The following is a 21,921-nucleotide window of genomic DNA, read 5'->3' as shown; positions in this document are numbered from 1 at the left end:
TGGCGTTTCAGCACATGCGCGGCACACTTGCCCGGTGACCCATGACCCCGTTGCGCTGACTGATCTCAAAACCGAGGCGCACGTCTGGCTGGCTCGGCCCCGCGACATCGAAGATTCGCAACAGCTCGACGAGTACCGCGACCTGCTATCTGAAGCTGAGCGAGATCGTCACGAGCGCTTCCACTTCGAAGTTCACCGGAAACTGTTTCTGGTCTCCCACGCATTGCTGCGAATCTCGCTTTCGCGATACGCCGAAGTATCCCCCGAGAACTGGCGGTTCTCGGAAGGCGAGTTCGGTCGGCCCGAAGTTTCGGGACCCGCTGGGGTCCCGGCGCTCCGCTTCAATCTCTCTCATACCGAAGGACTTGCGGCCTGCGTTGTTTGCTTGGATATCGATTGCGGCGTGGATGTCGAACGAATGAATCGGGTCAAGGATCTCGACGGTGTGGCGAAGCGTGTCTTCACCTCACCAGAGCGGGAAGACCTCCATAAACGCGACGGCGACTCGTTGCAGGGTCGCTTTGCCGACTACTGGACGCTGAAAGAAGCCTACATGAAAGCGCGCGGCAAGGGGTTCCAACTCCCGCCCCACACCTTCACGATGCGGATCGAGGACTGCGACGAGCCCAGGGTACGGCTCGACGTACCCCCCGACTTCGATGACCAGCCCAGGGACTGGCAATTGGCGGTGTATCCGCTCTCCCAGTGGCAGATGCCCGAGTACCGCCTCGGCGTAGCACTGCGTACGGGAACCTCCGGTTCCCGGCGCATCGTCGTGCGCGAGACCTCCCCGCGTCTTTGATTCAAGATTCCGACCCCGCGGCAATTCGAGGTAATCTGATCCCTTTTGCTGGCTGCGAATTGCCGAGAGCGAGGGGAGACGATCAATTCCACGCTCGGCAGAGCCGATACGAGTAGGCGTTCTGTACGCACGTTCGCAACATCACTCCCCGTACCTACTACCTGGAAACACGCTCTTCGATGACGTCGATCCCTGATCATACAATTGCATCTCACAGCCAGTCCGCGATCAAGAGCGATTCGAATTCGTTCAGGGCAAGGTTGCTGACGCGCACGATCGACCGGATCGTTCCCGCCCACATTCTGCTGGGCGACTCGGAACAGCTCCAACAAGCGCGGGTGATCATTGGCTTCGCGGCACTGCACATCGCCCTTGCGATTCAGGCCGCCGTCTACTTTCAATGGGCGCTGCCCTTGGAAGACGCAATCTGGGCAACTACGGCTCTCGCCGCGAGCATCGGCATTCTGGCCTTTCTCCCAGCCGCACTTCGTCACAACCAGACCATCTCCTCGGCTGCCAACCTCGTCATCGCCCTCGCATTTGTATCGATCTTTGTCGCTACGGCCTTTTCGGGTGGTATCAAGGCACCGATCGTACACTGGTTCGGGTTGCCTCCCATGCTCGCAATCCTGATGGGCGCAAAACGCAGCTCGTGGACCTGGGCCGGTCTAGGCGCCGCGAGCGTCGTTGTTTTCATTGCCCTCGATGCGAGCGGTATTGAGCTTTCCGATCACTTTTACGGCGATCTCGGTCGAGGTTCTGCTCTCTGGCTTCAGCGTTCCGTAGACGTCTTTTCCTGGTTGATCATTCTGACCGCCATAGCATTCTTGAGCGATTACCAAAAACACGAACAGACGGTGCAGCTTGCGCAGACAAACCGCGATCTCCGTCACGAAGTCGAGCAGCGCAGAAGGGCCGAGGAGCGCACGCGCTACCTCGCGTACTATGACGAACTCACGACCTTGCCCAACCGCCAACTCTTCAAGGAGCACCTTACCCAGGCCATGGAGGCGGCCGACCGCGAAGGTCACCTCGTGGGACTGCTGTTCCTCGATCTCGACGGCTTCAAGGAGATCAATGACACCCACGGTCACAGCAGCGGTGACGCACTCCTTCAGCAGGTCGCCAGCCGTCTGCTGAACTGCGTACGAGGCGTCGACAGCATTTCGAGGCAGACGAATGACGATACCGAGTTCGTGTCTCGTCTCGGCGGAGACGAATTTACCATTTTGCTCGACGGACTCAGCGATTTTTCGGAAGCAGCCATCGTCGCACATCGCGTGCTCGAAGAACTCAATTCACCGTTTCGCTTTCATTCCCACGAGGTCTTCGTCAGCGCAAGTATCGGAATCGCACTGTATCCAGGTTCGGTGACGACGATGGACGAACTGCTGCGCAATGCCGACCTCGCGATGTACCACGCAAAGAAGGAAGGGCGAAACAATTTCCAGTTCTTTGAAAACTCCATGAACGACGCGGTCGTCGAGCGCACTACGCTGGCCCAAGCACTTCGTCGCGCCCTCGATCGGGAGGAGCTGGAATTGCATTACCAGCCAATCATATCCGCCAAATCGGGTGAACTCGTGGCGGTAGAGTGTCTGGCTCGCTGGAACGATCCAGTCCATGGCATGATCGCGCCCGCCAAATTCATCGGCATCGCCGAGCAGTCGGGTTTGATTGTAGATCTTGGAGAATGGGTCATCGACGAAGCGTGTGCACAATTTGCGCGTTGGAGCGCCGAGGGGATCGCGCCCAAACGAATCGGCATCAACGTCTCGGGCCAACAGTTTCGAGAGCAACGGCTCGCCTGCAAGTTGATCACTACCGTGGAAGAGGCGAAGATCGATCCGAAATCGATCGAGATCGAGATCACTGAAACCGCCATGATGGTCGACGAGGCCGAGGCCTCACGCTGTCTCAAGCAACTCAAAAAGTTTGGCGTGAGTATCGCGCTCGATGATTTCGGTACCGGCTATTCGTCGCTCAGCTACATCCAACGCTTTCCGGTCGACGCTCTAAAGATCGATCGTTCCTTCGTACAGGCGTTCGAATTCAATCCGGAAGCACACGCCATCGCAACCGCAATCCTCTCCATGGCCAAGGGACTCAACCTGCGAGTCGTGGCCGAGGGAGTCGAAACCGAAACCCAGGCCGAGTTCCTGCGTCGCGAATCCTGTGACGAACTCCAAGGTTATCTGTTCTCGCATCCGCTGGACGCTGAGGAAATGACGGCGGTGTTGCGAGACGGTCTCAAGCCGCAGACCTGAGCGCAGTCGGGTTGCGGTTCCCGACGGGCTGCTTTTCCTCCCGGGCTTACGCGACTAAAGTGGCAAACTACCGGTCGCTGCGTTGACCGAGCCATCCCGGAGATATGTATCGATTGCACGCTGTGCGATGCGCCATTGATGCACTTCGTCGGCGCCGTCCGCGAGTCGCGCCCAGCGCGCCTGGGTTGCCATTTTGGCCAGTGGCGTGTCGGTCGAGTAGCCGAGGGCTCCGTGGACTTGAATGGCGCGATCGATCACCCGGTTCAATGTATTGGCCACGAAGTGTTTCGTCATGGAAACCTCGCTCTTGAAGTCCTCCTTGCGATCGATCCTGTAGGCCGAGTGCAAAATCATCAGTTTGCTCTGATAGATCTCCATGGTCGAGTCCGCGATCATCCATTGGATGCCCTGCTTTTCCGAAAGCAACGTGCCGTGGGAGAACCGCTTGGTCGCGCGATCGATCATCATCTCGAGGGCGACTTCTGCCTGGCCCAGCCAACGCATGCAGTGGGCGAGGCGGGCCGGGCCGAGTCGCGCCTGTCCGAGCAAATGTCCTTCGCCGAGACCGCCCAACATGTTCGCGTTCGGAACACGCAGGTCCGTAATGCGGATCTCGCAATGGTTGTGTCCACCGCTCATTGTTTCAATGTCGCGAACGAGTTCCCAGCCCTCACTCGGAATGTCCACGAGGAAGGCCGAGTTTCCCGCCTGGCGAACTTCGGGGTTGTCTTCTGTCTTTGCAATGAGGATGGCGAACTGCGCGCCGGCGGCTCCCGAGATGAACCACTTGTGGCCGTTGATGATCCAGTCGTCTCCGTCGCGCACGGCTTTGGTTTGGATCAGCGTCGGATCAGAGCCGGCGACTTCGGGTTCGGTCATTGCGAAGCAAGAGCGCGCGGTGCCCTTGCACAGAGGCATCAAGTATTTCTCTTTTTGCTCGTCCGTGGCCCAGTGATACAGCGTGTGCATGTTGCCTTCGTCCGGAGCCTGGGCGTTGAGTGCGTAGGGCCCGAAGCGCGTCTTTGCAGCTTCTGCAGACACAGCGGCCATCGCCACATGTCCCAACCCCATTCCGCCCACGTCCGTCGGCATGTGGGGCAGCCAAAGCCCCCATTCCTTCGCGGCCTTGCGCATGATGATGACCTGTTCGACAAGAATTTTTCGATCGCCCTCGTTTTCCTCGATGGTCTTCTCTGCCGGACGAACGACCTGGTTTATGAAGTCGCGAACTTTTTCGATCACGAACTCGATCTCTTCAGGAAAACTAAAATCAATGGGCATGGATGATCTCTCCGGACACGGGCGCGCAGGTTGGGGATGAGTCGAAGTAGGAAAGTTAGAACTTTGCTCCAGGGTCGCCACTCCCCTGAACTCGGCCATGGGCCCGAATGAGCAACTTTCTGCCTCCCGGACCGTGATTTGACCGGGGCTGCACCGCTATGCATGTGCAGCGATAGGAATCTGCGAGCGCTACACAATTTAGACTCAGATCGCTCGACGAACTGGCCGACGAGACTTGTCGAGTGCTGTTTGCAAAGGCATTGCTGCGCATTGATGGTATTGTGCGGCGGCGGCACCATGAACTCAATGCGAGGCGACAACCGTCAAATGAAGTTCCTTGTTGATCTGTTCCCAATCGTTGTCTTTTTTGCCGCCTACCATCAGCGCGACATGTATTACGCCACCGGAGCGGTGATGATCGCCTGTGCGATTCAGACCCTCGGGTACCGGATGGTTGCCGGAAGCTTCGATCGCAACCACGTGATGGCCTTCCTTCTCGTCCTGCCCTTCGGCGCTCTCACGCTAATCTTCCGGGACCCCACCTTCATCAAGTGGAACGGAACGGTCGAATTGTGGCTGCTCGCGGTCGGGCTGATCGGCAGTCAGTACATCGGCGACAAACCGTTGATCGAACGCATGCTGGGATCCGGCGTCGAGTTGCCCAAGGAATTGTGGCGCAAGCTCAACTACATGTGGGCTGTGTTCTTTGCTTTCTCCGGGGCCTGCAACTTGTACGTTGCCTACAATTTCGCAGAGGAAACCTGGGTCAACTTTCGACTCTTTGGGATGACCGGCATGTCCCTCGTATTCGTCGCCGCCGTGGTGCTCTGGATCATGCGCGTCGGGCCTGAGCCGGACTCCGCTACACCCACAACAACACCTGCAACAACACCCACAACAATACCCACAACAACACCCACAAGAACAGACATGCAAGCGGAAGTCGCTCAGCCCCTAGACGAGTAGTCAGTCGCGGGACGCGAGTGCGCTGCGCATTTCCTCGATCTGTGAGAGCTTGGCTTCGAAGCCCGACCAATCGTCAGCTTCCGCGATCGAATCCCAGAGAGACTCGATTTCATCGATCAGCAAGGTGCAGGGATGCTCCCGGGAAAAATAGGCGTGGGTGAGCGATTCGGGATCGATCGGCTGATACTTTTCGAACCTCTTTCTCAGAGCGGCGAAGGACTTGCCTGCATACTTCTCCGCCGCCGGGCTGCGGCTCGCTCGATCCGCACTCGCCTCTCCGGCAAACCAGTCGAAGAAAAACTGCTCGAAACCGATCTGGCTCTCATACAAGAAGTCGTAGATGGCGGTCACAAATTCTAGCTGCGGGCTGTCTTCGCCCTCCGCAGAGTCATCAACACCGGGCAAAGAGTCATCAACACCGGGCAAAGAGTCATCAACACCGAGTAAAGAGTCATCAACGCCCGGTACCGGACGGAGCCCGAGTCGAACAAGCGTTCGCTCGCAGTACGCGCGATTGAATTTCCGCTGAAACGTTGAAAGAGCTTGCTCGAGAGGTTCCTTCTCCTCGATGGTGAGCAGGGTTTCGGCGAGACGCATCAGGTTCCAGCCGACGGCCTCGGGTTGCCGCCCATAGGCATAGAGCCCTCCACTGTCGAAGTATGCCGCCGTAAACCGAGGATCGAGGGTCGGTAGAAAACGATACGGGCCGTAGTCAAAGCTCTCGCCTGTGATGTTGAGATTGTCGGTATTCAACACCCCATGCACGAACCCGGCCACCATCCAACTGGCCGCAAGATCGGCAGAGGATTCGACGACGTTGTGGAGGAAGGATCCGGCAAGGCTCTCCGGGACCGGGAGCTTGGCTGCATCGACCTGTAGTGCGGGCAAGTAGTGCTCAACTGAATAGTCGACCAGTTTTTGGATGTTCGCCGACTCCTGCAAGTATGCCTGACGCTGAAACGTACCGAAGCGAATATGGGAGTGACTGAGCCGCACCAGCACCGAGGAGCGAGTCGGTGACGGTTCATCTCCTCGGGTGAGCTCTTCCCCGGTTTCGACCAGGCTGAAGGACTTCGAGGTATAGACCCCGAGAGCCTCCAGCAGTGCGGTGGCCAGAACCTCTCGCACGCCGCCCTTCAGGGTGAGTCGCCCGTCACCGCCACGAGACCAGGGAGTCTGTCCACTCCCCTTGGTGGCGAGGTCGAGCAAACGTCCATCGGCAGCGTCGCGAAGTTGCGCGAACAAAAACCCCCGACCATCGCCCAGGTCGGGATTGTACGTGCGAAATTGATGGCCGTGATAGCGAAGCGACAGCGGTTGATCGAAGTTATTGGGCAGTGGCGCGAAGCGGCCAAAGTGATCGAGCCAGGCTTCGCCATCGAGGGACTGCAGCCCAACGCGTGCGGCCCAGCGATCGTTGCGGTAGCGCAGGTGATGCTCGGGAAAACTCGCCGGCGCTACGACGTCGAAAAAATCACCGCCCAGGGCAGCGTGGCGCGGGGCAGCTTCGTATTCGGTTGAATCAGTCAATCGAGGTCCGGAACACTGTGTGTTTCTACCATGGTTACTGCAATTCTGCGACGGGGTGCGACACCAACAGCAAATGGAAAGACAAGTCACGAGTACGGAAATGGTATGATGTTCTCGAACAGAACCTTTCGGCTGCGGTCACCGCACCCAATCCGGGACTTCGACTTGCAAGAACAAACCAAATCAGACGCAACGGCAAAGGATGGCCTCGAGCAAGATGCGCCTCGGGCGGCCGCGACCGGAACGATCGCCGGCGGCGAGCGCCCCGCGGTCGCGCGCATCATTGCCAATCAAAACAGTTTCATCGTCCGGCTCTATGCCCGCATCCGTTTCCTGATCCTCCGCCAGACATTTCTTCAGGAGATCGGACAGTACTTGCCGCGCAACGGTCGGATCCTCGACCTGGGATGCGGCTTTGGTCTGTTTTCCCTGTACTTTGCGCTGGACGCGCCCACCCGCAAGATCACTGGCGTCGATCTCGATGCCGACCGCATCGAGGCCGCGACCCAGTGCGCAGCGCGTCTGGGCGTCACCAACGTGCATTACACCCATTCCAACGTTCTCGACTGGAAGGCTTCCGGGGAGGGTGCTGCACAATTCGATGCCATCTTCATGCTCGATCTCATCCACCATCTCCCCAAGCACGAGGTGGCAGATTTTCTCGCTCGCGTTTCGCAGCTGGTTGCCCCGGGCGGGGTATTGCTACTAAAAGACGTATCCAACAAGCCCTACTACAAAAAGCTCTTCACCCTCGCCCTCGACCGGCTGATGGTCGGCAGCGAACCGATTCACTACTGGGACCCGGCTGAGTTGAGCGCGCTGGTGGAAGGGCTCGGCTTCTCGGTCAAACGCCACACGATCAACGACATCCTGCCCTACCCCCACATCCTCTACGTCTGTTCCCGTGCGCCAACCCAGTCTTGGACGTAACCTCTGCGTTGCGGAGGCCAGTCATGAGTTCATCCACCGATTCACTTGAAGCAATTGATTTCGACAAATTTCACCGCAGCGAACTGCCCGAGCTGTTGGCTTCGGGCAATGGCCGCCTCGCCGCCGCCGCGCTGCACCGCGGTTCCTTGGCGTTTCGCGTCGATGGCGGGGCCTATACGTATTCGCGATCCGAAGACTCGATCGAGATCGCGCCCGGTGACGAAACCGCAGAGGTCGTGATCGAGTTGTCGCAAGAGAACTGGTCGCGCATGGTGCGAGAGACGATGACTGCGCCGGGCCTGCTCTATGGCGGCAAAGTCAAGTGTTTGCGCGGAAACGCGATCAAGTTCGTGGGTTGGGAACCGGTATTGCGCGCGATGTACAACGGCCGCCCGGTCTGGAACCCCGAAGACATCTTGCTCGACCGCGCAGGGGACCCGCTCGATGCGAGCAAGAGCTTCCAGATCGATGACGATCGCGAAGAGATGGCTCATTTTCTGCGCACGGCGGGGTTCCTGGTGGTGCGCAACGTATTCGACGCCAGCGAGGTCGAGGGCTTCCTCGAAGAAGCCGCCGTCCTGCAAACCGAAGCCGTCAAAGGCGACCAGCTTTCCTGGTGGGGAAAGAACGCCGCCGGTGAGGAAATCCTGTGTCGCGTCAATCGGGCCGGGGCAAAACCTCGGCTCGCATCCATTCCTCACGATCCCCGCATGCTGAAACTGGTGGAGCTCGCAGACGAAACCTTGGTTCCTCGAATTCGCGGCAACCAAGAAGAAGAAGTGAGTCTGATCTTCAAGCGTCCCGTCATGACCGAGGGATTGTCGGATCTTCCTTGGCATCGCGATTGCGGCATGGGGGGGCATGCAGAAGTTTGCCCGGTGTTGATCGCATCGCTGTTCCTGACCCAATCCTGCCCCGAATCGGGGGATCTGCGAATGCTGCCGGGTTCGTGGTCCGGATCCGTTCCCTACGTCGACGCCAACGACCCCCGCGCTCCTCGGGGAATCGGCATCGCGGCCGCACCCGGGGATGTTTCGCTCCACTATGGCGACACGATGCACGCGGCCCCCACCCCCGAAGCCAACGATCGCGCGAGCTATCGCATCAGTGCCGTCACCGGTTATTCAAAACCCGGCAGCCACATGCCCGAGGCAAAGGGTGGCTACAACAGCGTCATGCACCAGAGCGAAGATGGACAGATCGAACACCTTTCAAAGGTGACCGACCGGCTGTCGACGAAGAAAGAGAGCGATCGGTAGAACGCACCGGCTCGAGCCAGAATCGGCGTCCCACGAACAACCCCCTACGGCGCCATCGCCCCCGGAGAATCAAACCCAAATGGATGATAGATTCCCACACAAAGACATTCGAGCAGCCCGTAGCTGACCTCGCCAGTGCTCAATTCAAATTTGCACAACACCTCATAGAGAGGACCCAGGGCGGCGCGCGCCTCTGCCGTACTCACGTCGTAGGTCTTCCCCTCGACCTTGAGCGGGCCTTGATACATACCGTGCGCCCAATCGGGTTGGGGGATGTACCCCGAACCGGCCGCCAGATAAACCGTGCGCAGAGGTGTGGCCCGAACCTCGATGTGCTTGCCCGAGGGATCGGTGAACTCGATCGTGGCGTGTTCGAGCTCGCGGGTTCCGGACTTGTACTTGTAGTTGAACTTCGGAGGCCCCATTTCTTCGATCGCACCGCCCGACGCGAAACTCCCAACCCTGACCGACTCCTCGACCATGCGCTTGCCGTCCTTGTCCGCTTCCGCGAACAGCTTCAATAGACAGTCGTCGAGTTGGAGGGGAATCCAGGTGTGGAAGAAACCGAAGCCCGCAGCGGCCTGGCTTGCACGGATGCCCGGGGGTTCGGGCTCACCGATGGGACGAATGCCCCAAGAATGATCCCGCGCACCGTGCCAGCGATCTGGGGTCACGTCGTACTTCATGCCCGCCACTTCGAGCGTGCCCGTCCAGGTACCCACCTGGGAGTAGCGCGATGTGTTCATCGAAACCCGACCGTGGGGAAGCCGCTGGAACGTCTTGGGTTCCTCTACTGCGGGCACCGTTCCATCAAAAACCAGATCAAAGCTGATGCCGTGCTCGTTGGGCTCGCACCATACGCGAACCTGCTTGAGCCCCTCGAGCACCTCGACACCGAGGGGGCCGACCTGGGTATTCAAACGATCGCCGTTCAGTTCCCGAGACGCGCGTACGACGTAGATCGTGTCTCCATGAGAAATCGAAACGAATGCATCGATGGTTCCGAGATTTGGGTACTGGCCCATCCCGGCGATCATGAAGAGTTCATCGCTGCTGGGGTGCATGTTGAAGTAGTAGCGATCGTAAAAATTTCGATCGCTGGTAAAGACGTGGTCGAAGGTTTCGCACGTCTGATGGGCCATGAACTCGTCCATCGGGCTCAGGGGCATTGGGCTCTCTCCTCTCTTCTTTATTTCTCTCTTCTCTCTTCTCAGCGTTGCTGCTGGTCGCGAATCGCGATGGCCGCTCGAATCTGTTCCAATACCGTCTGGTCGTTGGGTACCAACTCGTTGAGCCTGGCAAAGTGGACGAGTGAACGGTCGATGTCTCGCACTACATAGTACACGGCCAAAAGTTGGTAGGGCTCGGGGTACTCCGGATCAATCCGCATCGCTTCGTCGACCTGGGCGAGCATATAAGCCTCGCGAAAAACCTCTCGATGTAAACGAATCCTCTCCTCCGCCCAGCGCGCATTGAAGAAGTGATGTTCTGCCCTGTCTTTCACTGGATGCCGGAACACGTTGCTCGCGATCGGGTTGGCCAGTACGAACAGCAGGCAAGCCAGAAACGTCCCCGCTCCAAATCGAGCCCGCATACTCCCGCCCGGCGACGTACCGCGACCCAGTCGTTCAAACACCGCGACGATCAGCGCCGCAGCAAACGGAAGCAAAAGGATCAGCGCCGGGAGGCGATACCGAGCCGTCGGAAAGAACACCAACATTCCGATCACGTGCAGGATAGCGACCCATCCCACTAGCGACGCGCGTTCGCGGGAAACGCGAGTATCGATGTCGCCTCTGCGCACAGACCAGAAGCCCAGGGCCGCGAGAGGAATGAACAGTCCCGCCGGGAAAGCAAAGAGCGTGAAGCCCCCGATGTCGAACTCCCAGAGCAGCGCGCTCAAGACCCAGGAACTCTCGCGCAGCGGGTAAATGGGGAAATTACGCTTCGGCTCTGCGCCACTGAAGACCAGCAAAATCTTTTTGCCCAGGGTGATGAACATCGCGCCGGGATGCTCGAGCCATTCATCGATCGCCAGGCCGACAAAAAAGCGATTCATGGCAGCGGGCTTCTTTGCGCCGCTCGTGTAGGGGTCGCGAAACAACTCTCCCCATTCGTAGCCGCCGCGCCGGCCGAGGGTCTGTTCGAGATCGTGATGGTTGCCGACGTAGAGATTGATCCCGGCGTTGTAGGAGACGAAAACCGGAGTGCCGGCCGCAAGGGAATTGCGGACGCTCACCGCCCCCGGTGCGAGCAAGGTCGCCGCGACGAACAGGCAAATACACAACCCGGCTCTTCTCGCAGCCTCATGTCCCTCTGAGCGACGCGATACGAGGTCGTAGAGGAAGACGGGCAGCGTAAAGATCGCCAGACCATGGGTCACGATCGCGGCACCGAGGAGCAGCCCCGCTGCTGCGAGCCATCCCAAGCTATTGCTCTCGCGGAAGCGCAAATACGACGAAACCAGCAGGAGATCCAGCATCATCGTGAGATTCGCGGGCAACGGCTGCACGTCGAACAATAGAAACGGGCCGTAGAAAATCGCGATGGCAGCGGCCACCTGCGCCGTGCGCGCACCGAACATCACTTCGCTGAGTCTGAACAGCAGAACGCAGTTCAGGGCGCCAATCGCCATGTGGAGCCACTGCACAGCGTGCAACCCATCGCCAAAGATCGACTGGAAACCCGCGAGCAAGACCGGGTAGAGCGGCGCCTGCCAATAGGGTTCGAAGGGCGCGGTACCGGCGACCATCTGTTGCGCGAGCTGAAAGTAGGTTTGGGCGTCGGAAACACGGAAGTTCCCGGCGTAGGAGTGGTCTCGGAGTTCAGAGACAAAGATGAAGCGCACGGCGAGTGCGATGAAGAAAACAAGGCTGGCGTCCAACCAGGCGATCGACCGGCTGCGATCCTCCCCCTGGGTCAACGGTCGCACGAACTCAATCCAATCACCCTAGTGTTCTGTCCCGAGTAGGGGAACAATGCTAGGCCAGACTAGAACGTCGTCGAGACCGGGCTTGAAGTCATTGGGGGCCGCGTAGTAAACAAAAGAACCCCCGAATCCGGCGTAAGCCAGATTCGGGGGCCAATGGTTTCGGATTTCAGAGAAACCCTGCTCGAACTTACTGCAGTAGCGACAAGGCCGATTGCGTCGAGACGTTTGCCTGACCCAAGACCGAAATACCAGCCTGTTGCAGCACCTGGTTCCGGGTGAGTTCCGCGGTTTCACTCGCGAAGTCCACGTCGCGGATCCGTGATTCGGCTGCAGCCGTGTTTTCGATCGCGACCGCGAGAGATCGAATCGTCGACTCCAAGCGGTTCTGCACCGTACCGAAGGTGGCACGCAGGCTCGCGACCGTGCTGATCGCACTGTCCAAGGTATCGAGCGCGGTTTGAGCTGTACTTGCACTCGAGACGTTCGTAGTTGCCGTGATGCCAATCGAAGACGCTGATGCGTTGACGCTGCTTACGGAGATACGATCACTACTCGTATTTTCCGTACCGATCTGGAACGTAATCGCAGAATCTCCATTGAGCACCAGTTGCCCGTTGAATTGCGTCACAGCCGCAATTCGCGTGATCTCGGACGCAAGGTCCTGGAACTCGTTGTTGATTGTCGTTCGCTCGGCCGATCCGAGGGTTCCATTCGCAGCCTGGATGGCCAGCTCTCGCATACGAATCAAGATGCCACTCGTTTCATTGAGTGCACCTTCAGCGATCTGCAACAGCGAAATGGCATCATTTGCATTTCGTTGCGCTTGACCGAGGCTTCTGACTTCAGCTCGGAAGTTCTCTGAAATCGCGAGGCCCGCTGCATCATCAGAAGCGCGAGTGATCCGAAGGCCGGATGACAAACGCTGCAATGACTTCGCGAGACGATCGGTTGTGTTGACTAGGTTACGTTGAGCATTAATTGAAGCAATGTTGGTATTTACGCGTAGTCCCATGGCGAGTCTATCTCCTCCTTGACGGTTCGCCGATCTACCAATCCGTGGTAGACGTAGATCCCAAGACACACCCGGGCATGGTGCTGCGCCCGTGTAGACTTCGATCTCTGGGACTCACTACTGCAAGCGAGATGCCAAGGTGGAGATGATGGAACGTTTCCCATAACCGCAGTGCAGGTGCACTTCACGGTTGGGAAGTTGATGCGCAACACGAGTGGAGTTTCCCGCACTTTTGAGATTGCTTCTCGCAGGTCGGCATCGCGCATTGCAACTTCGATTTCAAGCTGAACAGCGAATATCGAATCAAATTGAATGGTTTTTTCATTCACACAATCTATTTATTTGTTTTGACAACGGATCGTTTTTCACGCAACCCATGACCACGCGCGAGATCTAGCGACTAGAAACGAATCGCCCAGGCAACTTTGATCGCAGGTTCAAAAAATAAATTTGCAACAGGTCGCTTTTCGCCTGGTTCCGGCCGCAATCGCAAATGAGATGGACGCCGTCAGGACTCTTTCTTCGCAGGAATCTCGTATTGGGTGAGCTCGATCACGACCCCGTCGGGCGCTGCGATGTATGCGTACTTGAGTCCAGCATCTTCTTGAAGAGGCTCGGCGAAGATCTTGACCTCGGCCGCCAGAAGCTCTGCGACCGCTGCGTCTACATCCTGCACCCGCAAGCCAAAGTGCGACACACCGAAGCCGTGCACGTAGGCACCGTCGCCGGGATCCGGAGGAGCTTTGGGGCCCATGCCCTGTGGGAAGGAGCCCAGCACCAGAATCTGCTGACCCAATGCCAGGAAGACACGCAGGTCGCCATTGCGGTTGGTGTTGCGCTCTACTTCTCTGGCTTCGAAGTGGTCGATATAAAAGCGAGCCGATGCTTCGGGATCTTCAGAATAGATATGAATGTGATCTAACCGCTCAACCCGCACTGGCTTCTCCCCAATCACAACTGGGTCCGCGTTGTGGATCCCCAATGCGTGGATCGTAGCCACAGCGACATGATGTGGCCGCTCTGGAATGTGCTCGACCTGACGCCGGAGGGACGGGGGGAGAGCTGGTATCCGGCGCTCGAGTATTCGTCGTAACGGGCGTTCTGTGGGGCGCTCAGGTTCGGGCGGCACCCGGGATTTGACAGTGATACGCTCGCGGACCGGAAACTGACTGCTGGAGTACAACGTGAGCGCCACCGATGATCTGCTGAAGAGAAATTGCGATTACGTGGCATCGCGCCACGATCCAAAACCCCTGGAGGCACGCCCCACGCTTCCGGTCGCCGTCCTGACCTGCCTGGACGCAAGAATCGACATTGGACGCGTGTTGGGTTTGCACGAAGGCGACCTTCACGTCATGCGCAACGCCGGCGCAATGGTGACCGACGATGTCATCCGATCGCTAGCGGTGTCCCAGATCATCCACGGCACCCATGAAATCATGCTGATCAAGCACACGGACTGCGCACTGATTCGCTACCGGGAAGACGAGCTGCGAGCGATGTTCGTGGCCGCCACCGGGACCGAGATGACGATTTCATTGGGAACATTCAGCGACCTGGATGAAAACGTTCGCAGCGACATGCGCAAGATCAGAGAGAGCCCAGCGGTCGTGAACAAAGACAACGTGCGCGGCTTCGTGCTCGACATCAAAAGCCACCGGCTGCGAGAGGTCGTATAGTTGTCCCCACCGGCAGAAATTGCCAAGGTCAGCCAAGGTCAAGAGCGCCGGTAACGAAACCTGGCTGATCGCCTCGGTCTGTGCTGAACTCGGTGCCATGGCGGGTGGTGCACCAACACACGACGAATACTTTTCCCACTGGGCGGACCACGCTGCCCGGGCTACGGTGCAGAAGCACCCGGATCTCGACCGAATCGTCGTCGCCGCGGGTATTACGCCATCGGGCACGGTCCACGTCGGGAACTTCCGCGAAGTCATCACCGTGGACCTGGTCGCCCGCGCCCTGCGCGACGCCGGCAAACAGGTGCGGTTCATCTATTCATGGGACGACTTCGACGTGTTCCGCAAGGTACCCGCAGGCATGCCCGAGCAGGCGATGCTCGAAGAGAATCTGCGCCGCAGTGTGGCCGACGTCCCCGATCCATACGGCCAGGAAGAAAGCTACGCCGCTCACCACATCGCAGTCTTCGAGGCGAGCATCACGCCGCTCGCGATCGAGCCCGAGTTCATTCGCCAGTCCAGACGCTACCGCGCGGGGGATTACGCCGAAGGCATCCGCCGCGCCCTCGAAGGTCGAGACAAGATTCGCCGCATACTCAACCAGCACCGCACCCAACCCCTGGCCGAAGACTGGTTGCCACTCGCCGGATTTTGCGACGCATGCGGGCGGGACGAATTGGACTTCGACTGGGACGGAGAATGGAGCGTCGAAGTCAGCTGCAGGACCTGCAGAGAAGTCAGCCGCGTCGATCTGCGCAAAGGCGGAAACCTCAAGCTCCCCTGGCGCGTCGACTGGCCCATGCGATGGCGTCACGAGGCCGTCAGTTTTGAGCCGGGGGGCAAGGATCACTCTTCCGCGGGCGGGAGTTTCGATACGGCCCGGGAGATCGTGGCCGAAGTCTACGACGGTTGGGCACCCGAGTACGTGGCCTACGACTTTGTCCGCATCAAGGGCGAGAGCGGAAAGATCTCGAGTTCAGCAGGGGGTGCCCTCACCGTTTCCGACTGCCTGGAAATCTACGAACCAGAACTGTTGCGCTGGATTTTCGCCGTCGCGCGCCCCAGCGCTGAATTTCAAATCTCCTTCGATCTGGACGTCATCAAACTCTACGAAGACTACGACCGCAGTGTCCGCACAGCCCATCAAGCCGATGACGGCGGCAAGAAAGATCGCAAGCGAGCCATGTCGCGGCGCACGCTGCAACTTGCGAGTCTCGATCACCACCGCATCGAGGGCGGAGATCCGGTCCCCTTCGTGCCGCCCTTCCGCGGGCTCTCGATGATTCTCCAGATCTACGACGGAGACATGGAACGCAGCCTCGCGTACTACGAAGCGCGCGGTGAGATCAACGACTCCGCCGGTCGCGAACGCTTCGCCGTGCGCGCGCGATGTGTGTGGAACTGGATCGAGCAGTACGCACCCGACGACTTCCGCTACCGCATCCGCAAAGATCCGGTCGTCCGCAATCTCGAAGCCGACCCCACCGAGGTCATCGGCCGACTGGTCGCAGTGCTCGAAGGCAACCCGAACATTCAGGAAGCCGAGTTGATCGAACACTTGAAGAAAATTTGCGACGGTACGAGCCTCGAGCCCAGGACCTTCTTCCCCTACGCGTACGATCTGATCCTCGATCGACACAAAGGACCCAAGCTTTCGACCCTCGTTACCACCATGGGGACGGATCGCGCGCTGCCCCTGCTGCGCGGAGGACTCGGTCAGAATGCTTGAACCCGGGCATGCCGGCCGCTAGTTCCCGCAGCCACCGCGAGGCCCTCGCGCTCTTTGGGGTCTTCGCGTTTGCCCTTGGCGTGCGTGCGCTCGGGTTCGAACACGTCTTCACCGACGAAGGCGTCGTCTTTGCCCCCGCCGACGCCACGTATCACATGCGACGGGCGTTCTACACCTTTGTAAACTTTCCCGCCGCGCTCTTGCGCGACCCCTACCTGAATTTTCCCGGCGGCGTAAATGTACCCTGGCCCCCCCTGTTCGATTTCCTGGTGGGCGGCACAGCAAGACTGTTTGCCGCAGATCAAGCGGGGTTCGAGAAGGTGGCGGCCTGGGCCTCGAGCGTTTTTGGCGCCCTCACGGTCATCCCCATTTATTTCATAGCACGAAGAGTCACCAGCACGGGGGTTGGGCTGTTTGCCGGTCTGCTCTTCTCGCTCTTTCCCATCTGCGTAAAATACGGACGGGTGGGGAACCCCGACCACCATACAGCCGTTGTGCTGGTCGGCGCCTGCATGCTCCTGCTGTGTACGCATCTCGCGAGACCCGATCTCTCCGACAAGAAGATTCTGTTTCTCGCTCCCTTGATGGCGCTTGTCCGACTCGCGATGTTTCTCATCTGGCATGGCAACCTTCTATACATTGCGTTCTTCGAAGCCACGATCCTCCTGATCGCGGCCATCACTCGAAGCAAGGCCATCACCAAAGCCTGCGTGATGAGCGCGATGCTCACGGCGCTCGTTCTCAGCCCCATTGTCGTTGAGGTTTTGCCGATACCGATCGGAGGCGCCTACTCGTCGATTTCCCTCTCGCGGCTCCACGTGCTCGTCATGGTGGGTGTGAGTTTTGTGGCTTTCTGCCATTGGGCATTGAACAGACATCGACCCGAAAGCGGCGTTGCCCTGCGCATCTCTGCAATGGGAGCTGCGAGTCTGATCTTCGTCGCAGCTCTCTTGTTGATTCCAGCGACGCGATCCGGTCTCTTGCCCGCGTTCCAGTTTCTCACCATGCAGGACGGCGCCGGGCTCGCGACCCTCGAACAGTTGCCGCTGTTTGCGATCTTTGGCCGAGACCCCGTCCATTCTCCCCAACAACCGTGGGCGTACTTCGCCTACCTGCTGCCCCTGGCGCCGTTCGCCTTCCCGCTGTTCGTCCGCGAACCGCAGCATAGACCTGCTGCCTGGGTACTCACCGGTTGGACCGCGGGCTTTGTGATCCTGGCCATCGCACAACGGCGCTACGGCAACGACCTCGCACCCGCCGCTGCAGTGGCCTTTGCGATCGGCCTGGTGGAGTTGTCACGCGCAGCCCTTCGCAAGATTGGCATCGAGTCGCAAAGAGCGCGGCTTGCGGCGGCGGTGATCAGTGGATTGCTGGCCCTCGGACTCTTTTCGTCGGTATTGCGCAGCTACGAAATCCCGCGACTTCAAAGCGGCTTGGCCGCACTCACGGGCAAGGCCGCGAACCCCGCCGCGGGGATGGATCTCATCTCGAAGAACGTCGCGCACTTTGCCCGCAAGGTGCGGGCTGCCACGCCAGATACAGACGGCTTTCTGAATCACCGCCGAAATCCCGAATACGGAATCATCGCCCACGCGAACCTCGGGCATGTGCTCCACTACTATGCGCGCCGCGCCACCGCGACCGATCCCATGTGGTCATACATTGGGCCCGAGAACTGGGCCAGGTCGCTGGCGTTCTTTCGCGCCAAAGAAGAACCCAAGGCCATCGCGATCGCCAGTCTTCTGCGGGGGCGCTACGTCGTTACGGCGAACACCGACAGCATCGACACCATTTCCGGGCGGCTGCATCAGCGCGACGGGCGCCAGGACGACCATGGCCCACGGCTGGAACATTTTCGGCTGGTAACCGAATCGTCTCCTGGACGCGCGGGTTTCGGACTGCTCTATGGTCAGAAGACCGAATCTCTCGCCGACGGCAGTGGCGTTGCGTACAAGCTGTTCGAAATTGTGAAGGGCGCCCTGCTCGAAATCGAAGCGGCACCCCAGACTCGCATCAGCGCTTCGCTCACCATTGAGGCACCCAGCGGCCGCCGCTTCGTCTATCTCGTCAACGGAGAAACGGGCGACGATGGCATCGCACGACTGCGGATCCCCTATTCGACGGCGAGTGAAACTCCCATCCACGCGACCGGACCGTACCGCGTTCTCGTGGGCGACCATCTCTCGCGAATTCAGGTAAGCGAGGTCGACGTACGCGACGGTCTGAAGGTCGTCGTGGGCACTCCTTCGAATACAAATGGCCAGAACTTTTCTGACTGAACTCCAGTAAGCTCTCGGCTCGAATTCAACGGGAATGGAGTTTTCGCGATGAAGGCTGTCGTCGTTCGTGAGTTGATGGAACCGATGGATCTCTCGGTATCCGAGATCGAGACCCCCGAGATCGAAGCGGGGAAACTCGCGATTGAAGTGAAGGCCATCGGCTGCAACTTCGCCGATACGTTGATTGTACGGGGCAAGTATCAGGTCAAACCGGAGTTTCCCTTCATTCCCGGAGGTGAAGTCGCTGGCGTTGTCTGTGAAATAGGAGAGGGGGTCACGGGCTTTAGCGTCGGTGACCGCGTCATGGCCTTTGTCGGACACGGTGGCTTTGCCGAACGCGTAAACGCCAACTCGGAAGCCACGTTCCCCATCCCCGACGACATGTCCTTCGAGCACGCTGCTGCGATGCCGATTGTCTATGGCACGAGTTATCTCGCACTCGTTCCCCGCGGAATGCTCGCGGCCGGGGAAACCGTCCTCGTCACCGCCGCGGCGGGTGGCATTGGGACTGCGACGATCCAGATCGCGAAAGCGTTGGGCGCGAGGGTCATCGCCCTGGCGGGGGGGAGCGAGAAGCTCGAGATCGTGCGCGGTGTCGGGGCGGACATCGCGATCGACTATCGCAAGGATGACTGGGTTGAGCGGGTTCGCCAGGAGACTCAGGGGCAAGGCGCCAATGTTGTGATCGAAAATGTAGGCGGAGACATCTTCGACGGCTGCACGCGTTGCATCGCATGGGAAGGACGTCTCGTGATCGTCGGTTTTGCGGGAGGGGAGATCCCGCTGGTGAAAGTCAACCGAATTCTTCTCAAGCACATTTCGCTGGTCGGAGTTCACTTCGGCCCAATGACGAAGCACGCCCCCGAACAAATCGCGAGCTGTTTTCGCTCGCTCATGAAGTTGTACGAGGAGGGGAGCATCAAGCCCGTCATTTCGAAGAGCTACCCACTCTCGCGGGCAGCCGATGCATTGGCTGCACTCGGGAATCGCAAAACACATGGGAAGATCGTGCTCACGATCTCATAGCAGGGTCTCAATCAGCCGCCTTGATTGCGCTCCAGAAAATCCGCCAGCAACCATTGGGAGATGCTGACGTTGCCCGGAAAAATATTCGGCATATCGTCGGCGGCGCACCATCGGGCGTCTTCGAGTTCATCGCCGCGGGTATCGATCTCGCCTCCCACATATTGCGCCGTGAAGCCCAGCATCAGGGAATTTGGAAACGGCCAGGCCTGGCTGTTGAAGTAGCGCACGTTGTCGCAGACAATGCGCGTCTCTTCATAGACCTCTCGAATCACGGCCTCTTCTGCGCTTTCCCCCGGCTCTACGAAGCCAGCCAGGCAACTGTAGATACCCGGTGGAAAGTGCGGTGACCGACCCAGCAAGACCTGGTCGCCCCGTTCGACGGCCACGATCATCGCCGGCGACAGGCGGGGGTACATGGGAACTGCACAATCGGGACACGAGCGCGAACGGTCGATATCTGCCAGCACGGTCTTCTGGCCACAGGACCCGCAGAACTGATGCGTGCGATCCCATTCGACGATTTGAACCGCCCGCCCCGCCACCGCGTGACATGCCGGGTCGAGGCTGCCAAACAACATGCGCAGATTGCGGAAGTCCATGCCCGGGGGCGGAGCGATGTCGGGGGCGAGTTCGAGCGAATAGCAGTGCGTGCCGTTGAGGCTACCGAGGTACTGCCGGCGCACGGCTTCGATACCATGCTCGTCGATCAATGCTACCGGGGGCAGTGCTCCGTCTTCCATCACGAGCAGGTCGCGGTTGCGAAATGCAAAGCAGAGCGGGGCTTCACCCGGATCTTCGGGAGCCATGTGACCGGGTACAAATGAGAGCGGATAACCAGAAGGCATGGCCCGGAGCTTAGCAATCCGGGATCCACCCGACGGTTCGCGTTTTGCGGGGATGAACAATCAGAACGGGGGCACCTGCAACATTTGCTTTCCGCTATGCTGCGCCGATGATTCGAAATCTCGCACACCATCGATTCGCTCTATTGGCTTTGCAGATTGTGTTGATCTCGCTGCCTTTGCTGCAGGCCACCGCTCAAAACAACAGCGTCAATCCCGGTATCAACGACAAGTTCCTCTCGGAAACACTCGAGATCGCCGAGTGGAGGAAGCGTTTCGAAGGCGAGTCGAGGCAGATCTACGCACACCGAAAGGAAATCGTGGCGGCCTTGAAGCTCCGGGACAAGCAGCGTGTCGCTGACATCGGTGCGGGAACGGGGCTCTTCAGCGAGTTGTTCGCCCGAGCCGTCGGCCACAACGGTCTGGTCTGGGCGCTCGAAATCTCTCCCAAGTTCATCGAACACATGCAGGATCGGTTTTCTCAGGCAGATCTCGACCAAATCGAAGTGGTGGAAAATACGGAGCGCTCCACGGGTCTGGCCGAAAGTTCGATCGACCTCGCGTTCCTCTGCGATGTCTACCATCACTTCGAATACCCCGAGGACATGTTGAGAAATCTCGCCTACGTGCTGCGCTGGGGCGGAAGCCTCGTGATCATCGACTTCGAACGAATCCCGGGCGAGACCAGCAACTTCATCATGAATCACGTGCGAGCAGGAAAGGATGTGTTTCGCAAAGAGATCGAAGCAGCCGGATTCAGCTTCAAAGAAGAAATCAAAATCGAAGGCCTCACGGACAACTACATCCTGCGCTTCGTGCGCCGGTAGGTCTGATCATTGGATGGGGGGGCCTTCTACCCGGCTTGGTTGCCCGTTGGGCGGTTAGGGAAAAGGGCCGGTTTGGTAGTGCGGACGGGTTGGGCAGCGGCGAGAGCGCTGGGTGGGGGAGAGTTATTAGCCCGGTATTGCGGAGAGGTTGATTAGGCCGCGTCTGCGCCAGCCTTTGCTGAGAAGCCAGCTTGCTGCCTTGGCAACACCGACATCTTCCTGGGTGAATGCCTTCACGCGCAAGCTCTTGGAGTTTGTGCGCCATCCGTCGAACTGACTGCCCGACGAGGCTTCGTCAATATTCACCGGCGGCGCATGGCCGTTCCGCTGCTTGAAGTGCTTCCGAATATTGAGAAGCACATAACGAAGCGCGTTGCGCACCTGTTGGGGCGACGTGAGAAGCTGAACGTGATACCGGCCTGCAATCACCTTCCCGGTGCGCTTAAAGACACGATTCACCGCCTTCGCAAAACGAGCAGCAATCGACTTCATGCCCCTTGATAGTGCATCTTGGGAATCTGCCTCGACGATCATGTGAAGATGGTTGTGCTGGATGGAAT

At 59.0% G+C, this 21,921-nt stretch carries 18 protein-coding genes and 1 pseudogene; 11 read left to right on the top strand and 8 right to left on the bottom strand.

Annotation, left to right across the window (positions count from 1 at the left end; all coding sequences use genetic code 11):
* Nucleotides 1–34: 34 nt before the first annotated feature.
* Nucleotides 35–802: a 4'-phosphopantetheinyl transferase superfamily protein gene (locus IH881_14825; GenBank protein MCH7868967.1), complete on the top strand. Its 768-nt coding sequence runs from the start codon at nucleotides 35–37 to the stop codon at nucleotides 800–802.
* 179 nt (nucleotides 803–981) lie between these two features.
* Entirely contained in the window at nucleotides 982–3,069 is a 2,088-nt protein-coding gene (locus IH881_14820) for an EAL domain-containing protein (protein MCH7868966.1), read from the top strand.
* Between the two features lie 54 nt (nucleotides 3,070–3,123).
* Here the strand turns inward: IH881_14820 and IH881_14815 are convergent, their stop codons facing one another.
* The gene (locus IH881_14815) at nucleotides 3,124–4,350 is read right to left on the bottom strand and encodes an acyl-CoA dehydrogenase family protein (GenBank protein ID MCH7868965.1); all 1,227 of its coding nucleotides are present in this window, start codon (nucleotides 4,348–4,350) and stop codon (nucleotides 3,124–3,126) included.
* Nucleotides 4,351–4,677: 327 nt separating this feature from the next.
* Here IH881_14815 and IH881_14810 point away from each other — a divergent pair, with 327 nt between their 5' ends.
* Nucleotides 4,678–5,316 (top strand): septation protein A, encoded by a 639-nt coding sequence (locus IH881_14810; protein ID MCH7868964.1) that lies wholly within the window; start codon nucleotides 4,678–4,680, stop codon nucleotides 5,314–5,316.
* On the opposite strand, the gene IH881_14805 is transcribed toward IH881_14810, so the two are convergent.
* A complete protein-coding gene (locus tag IH881_14805) occupies nucleotides 5,317–6,846 on the bottom strand; it encodes a YdiU family protein (protein ID MCH7868963.1) in 1,530 nt (509 codons plus the stop codon).
* A 165-nt stretch (nucleotides 6,847–7,011) separates the two neighbouring features.
* Here IH881_14805 and IH881_14800 point away from each other — a divergent pair, with 165 nt between their 5' ends.
* Nucleotides 7,012–7,776 carry a class I SAM-dependent methyltransferase gene (locus IH881_14800; GenBank protein ID MCH7868962.1) on the top strand — a complete coding sequence of 255 codons (765 nt, stop codon included), beginning with the start codon at nucleotides 7,012–7,014 and terminating at the stop codon, nucleotides 7,774–7,776.
* A gap of 23 nt (nucleotides 7,777–7,799) precedes the next feature.
* Entirely contained in the window at nucleotides 7,800–9,035 is a 1,236-nt protein-coding gene (locus IH881_14795) for a phytanoyl-CoA dioxygenase family protein (protein MCH7868961.1), read from the top strand.
* A 44-nt stretch (nucleotides 9,036–9,079) separates the two neighbouring features.
* Here the strand turns inward: IH881_14795 and IH881_14790 are convergent, their stop codons facing one another.
* The 4 genes from IH881_14790 to IH881_14775 all read right to left on the bottom strand — a co-directional run bounded on the left by IH881_14790 (nucleotide 9,080) and on the right by IH881_14775 (nucleotide 13,916).
* Nucleotides 9,080–10,204, bottom strand: a complete 1,125-nt coding sequence (locus IH881_14790; GenBank protein MCH7868960.1) for a hypothetical protein — start codon at nucleotides 10,202–10,204, stop codon at nucleotides 9,080–9,082.
* Between the two features lie 41 nt (nucleotides 10,205–10,245).
* A complete protein-coding gene (locus tag IH881_14785) occupies nucleotides 10,246–11,967 on the bottom strand; it encodes a glycosyltransferase family 39 protein (GenBank protein ID MCH7868959.1) in 1,722 nt (573 codons plus the stop codon).
* A gap of 187 nt (nucleotides 11,968–12,154) precedes the next feature.
* Nucleotides 12,155–12,979 carry a flagellin FliC gene (locus IH881_14780; GenBank protein ID MCH7868958.1) on the bottom strand — a complete coding sequence of 275 codons (825 nt, stop codon included), beginning with the start codon at nucleotides 12,977–12,979 and terminating at the stop codon, nucleotides 12,155–12,157.
* A 508-nt stretch (nucleotides 12,980–13,487) separates the two neighbouring features.
* Nucleotides 13,488–13,916: a VOC family protein gene (locus IH881_14775; GenBank protein ID MCH7868957.1), complete on the bottom strand. Its 429-nt coding sequence runs from the start codon at nucleotides 13,914–13,916 to the stop codon at nucleotides 13,488–13,490.
* A gap of 66 nt (nucleotides 13,917–13,982) precedes the next feature.
* Between IH881_14775 and IH881_14770 the strand changes: the two are divergent.
* From IH881_14770 to IH881_14750, 5 genes and pseudogenes are all read left to right on the top strand, one after another.
* A pseudogene (locus tag IH881_14770) lies at nucleotides 13,983–14,072 on the top strand (DUF899 family protein).
* 91 nt (nucleotides 14,073–14,163) lie between these two features.
* A complete protein-coding gene (locus IH881_14765) occupies nucleotides 14,164–14,658 on the top strand; it encodes a carbonic anhydrase (GenBank protein MCH7868956.1) in 495 nt (164 codons plus the stop codon).
* 19 nt (nucleotides 14,659–14,677) lie between these two features.
* Nucleotides 14,678–16,387 (top strand): lysine--tRNA ligase, encoded by a 1,710-nt coding sequence (lysS, locus tag IH881_14760; protein ID MCH7868955.1) that lies wholly within the window; start codon nucleotides 14,678–14,680, stop codon nucleotides 16,385–16,387.
* Between the two features lie 8 nt (nucleotides 16,388–16,395).
* Nucleotides 16,396–18,666, top strand: a complete 2,271-nt coding sequence (locus IH881_14755) for a glycosyltransferase family 39 protein (protein ID MCH7868954.1) — start codon at nucleotides 16,396–16,398, stop codon at nucleotides 18,664–18,666.
* A 48-nt stretch (nucleotides 18,667–18,714) separates the two neighbouring features.
* Nucleotides 18,715–19,692, top strand: coding sequence for an NADPH:quinone oxidoreductase family protein (locus tag IH881_14750; protein MCH7868953.1), 978 nt, complete (start codon nucleotides 18,715–18,717; stop codon nucleotides 19,690–19,692).
* 11 nt (nucleotides 19,693–19,703) lie between these two features.
* Here the strand turns inward: IH881_14750 and nudC are convergent, their stop codons facing one another.
* Nucleotides 19,704–20,537: an NAD(+) diphosphatase gene (nudC, locus tag IH881_14745; protein MCH7868952.1), complete on the bottom strand. Its 834-nt coding sequence runs from the start codon at nucleotides 20,535–20,537 to the stop codon at nucleotides 19,704–19,706.
* 107 nt (nucleotides 20,538–20,644) lie between these two features.
* Here nudC and IH881_14740 point away from each other — a divergent pair, with 107 nt between their 5' ends.
* Nucleotides 20,645–21,361 (top strand): class I SAM-dependent methyltransferase, encoded by a 717-nt coding sequence (locus tag IH881_14740; protein MCH7868951.1) that lies wholly within the window; start codon nucleotides 20,645–20,647, stop codon nucleotides 21,359–21,361.
* Between the two features lie 126 nt (nucleotides 21,362–21,487).
* Here IH881_14740 and IH881_14735 read toward each other — a convergent pair whose 3' ends face one another.
* On the bottom strand, nucleotides 21,488–21,820 hold the full coding sequence (locus tag IH881_14735) for a hypothetical protein (protein MCH7868950.1): 333 nt from the start codon (nucleotides 21,818–21,820) through the stop codon (nucleotides 21,488–21,490).
* Nucleotides 21,821–21,921: the final 101 nt, after the last annotated feature.

It is taken from the genome of Myxococcales bacterium, from assembly GCA_022563535.1.
In the GTDB taxonomy this organism is placed as follows: Bacteria; Myxococcota_A; UBA9160; order UBA9160; family UBA4427; genus DUBZ01.
This window is presented reverse-complemented; position numbering and strand designations above follow the sequence as displayed.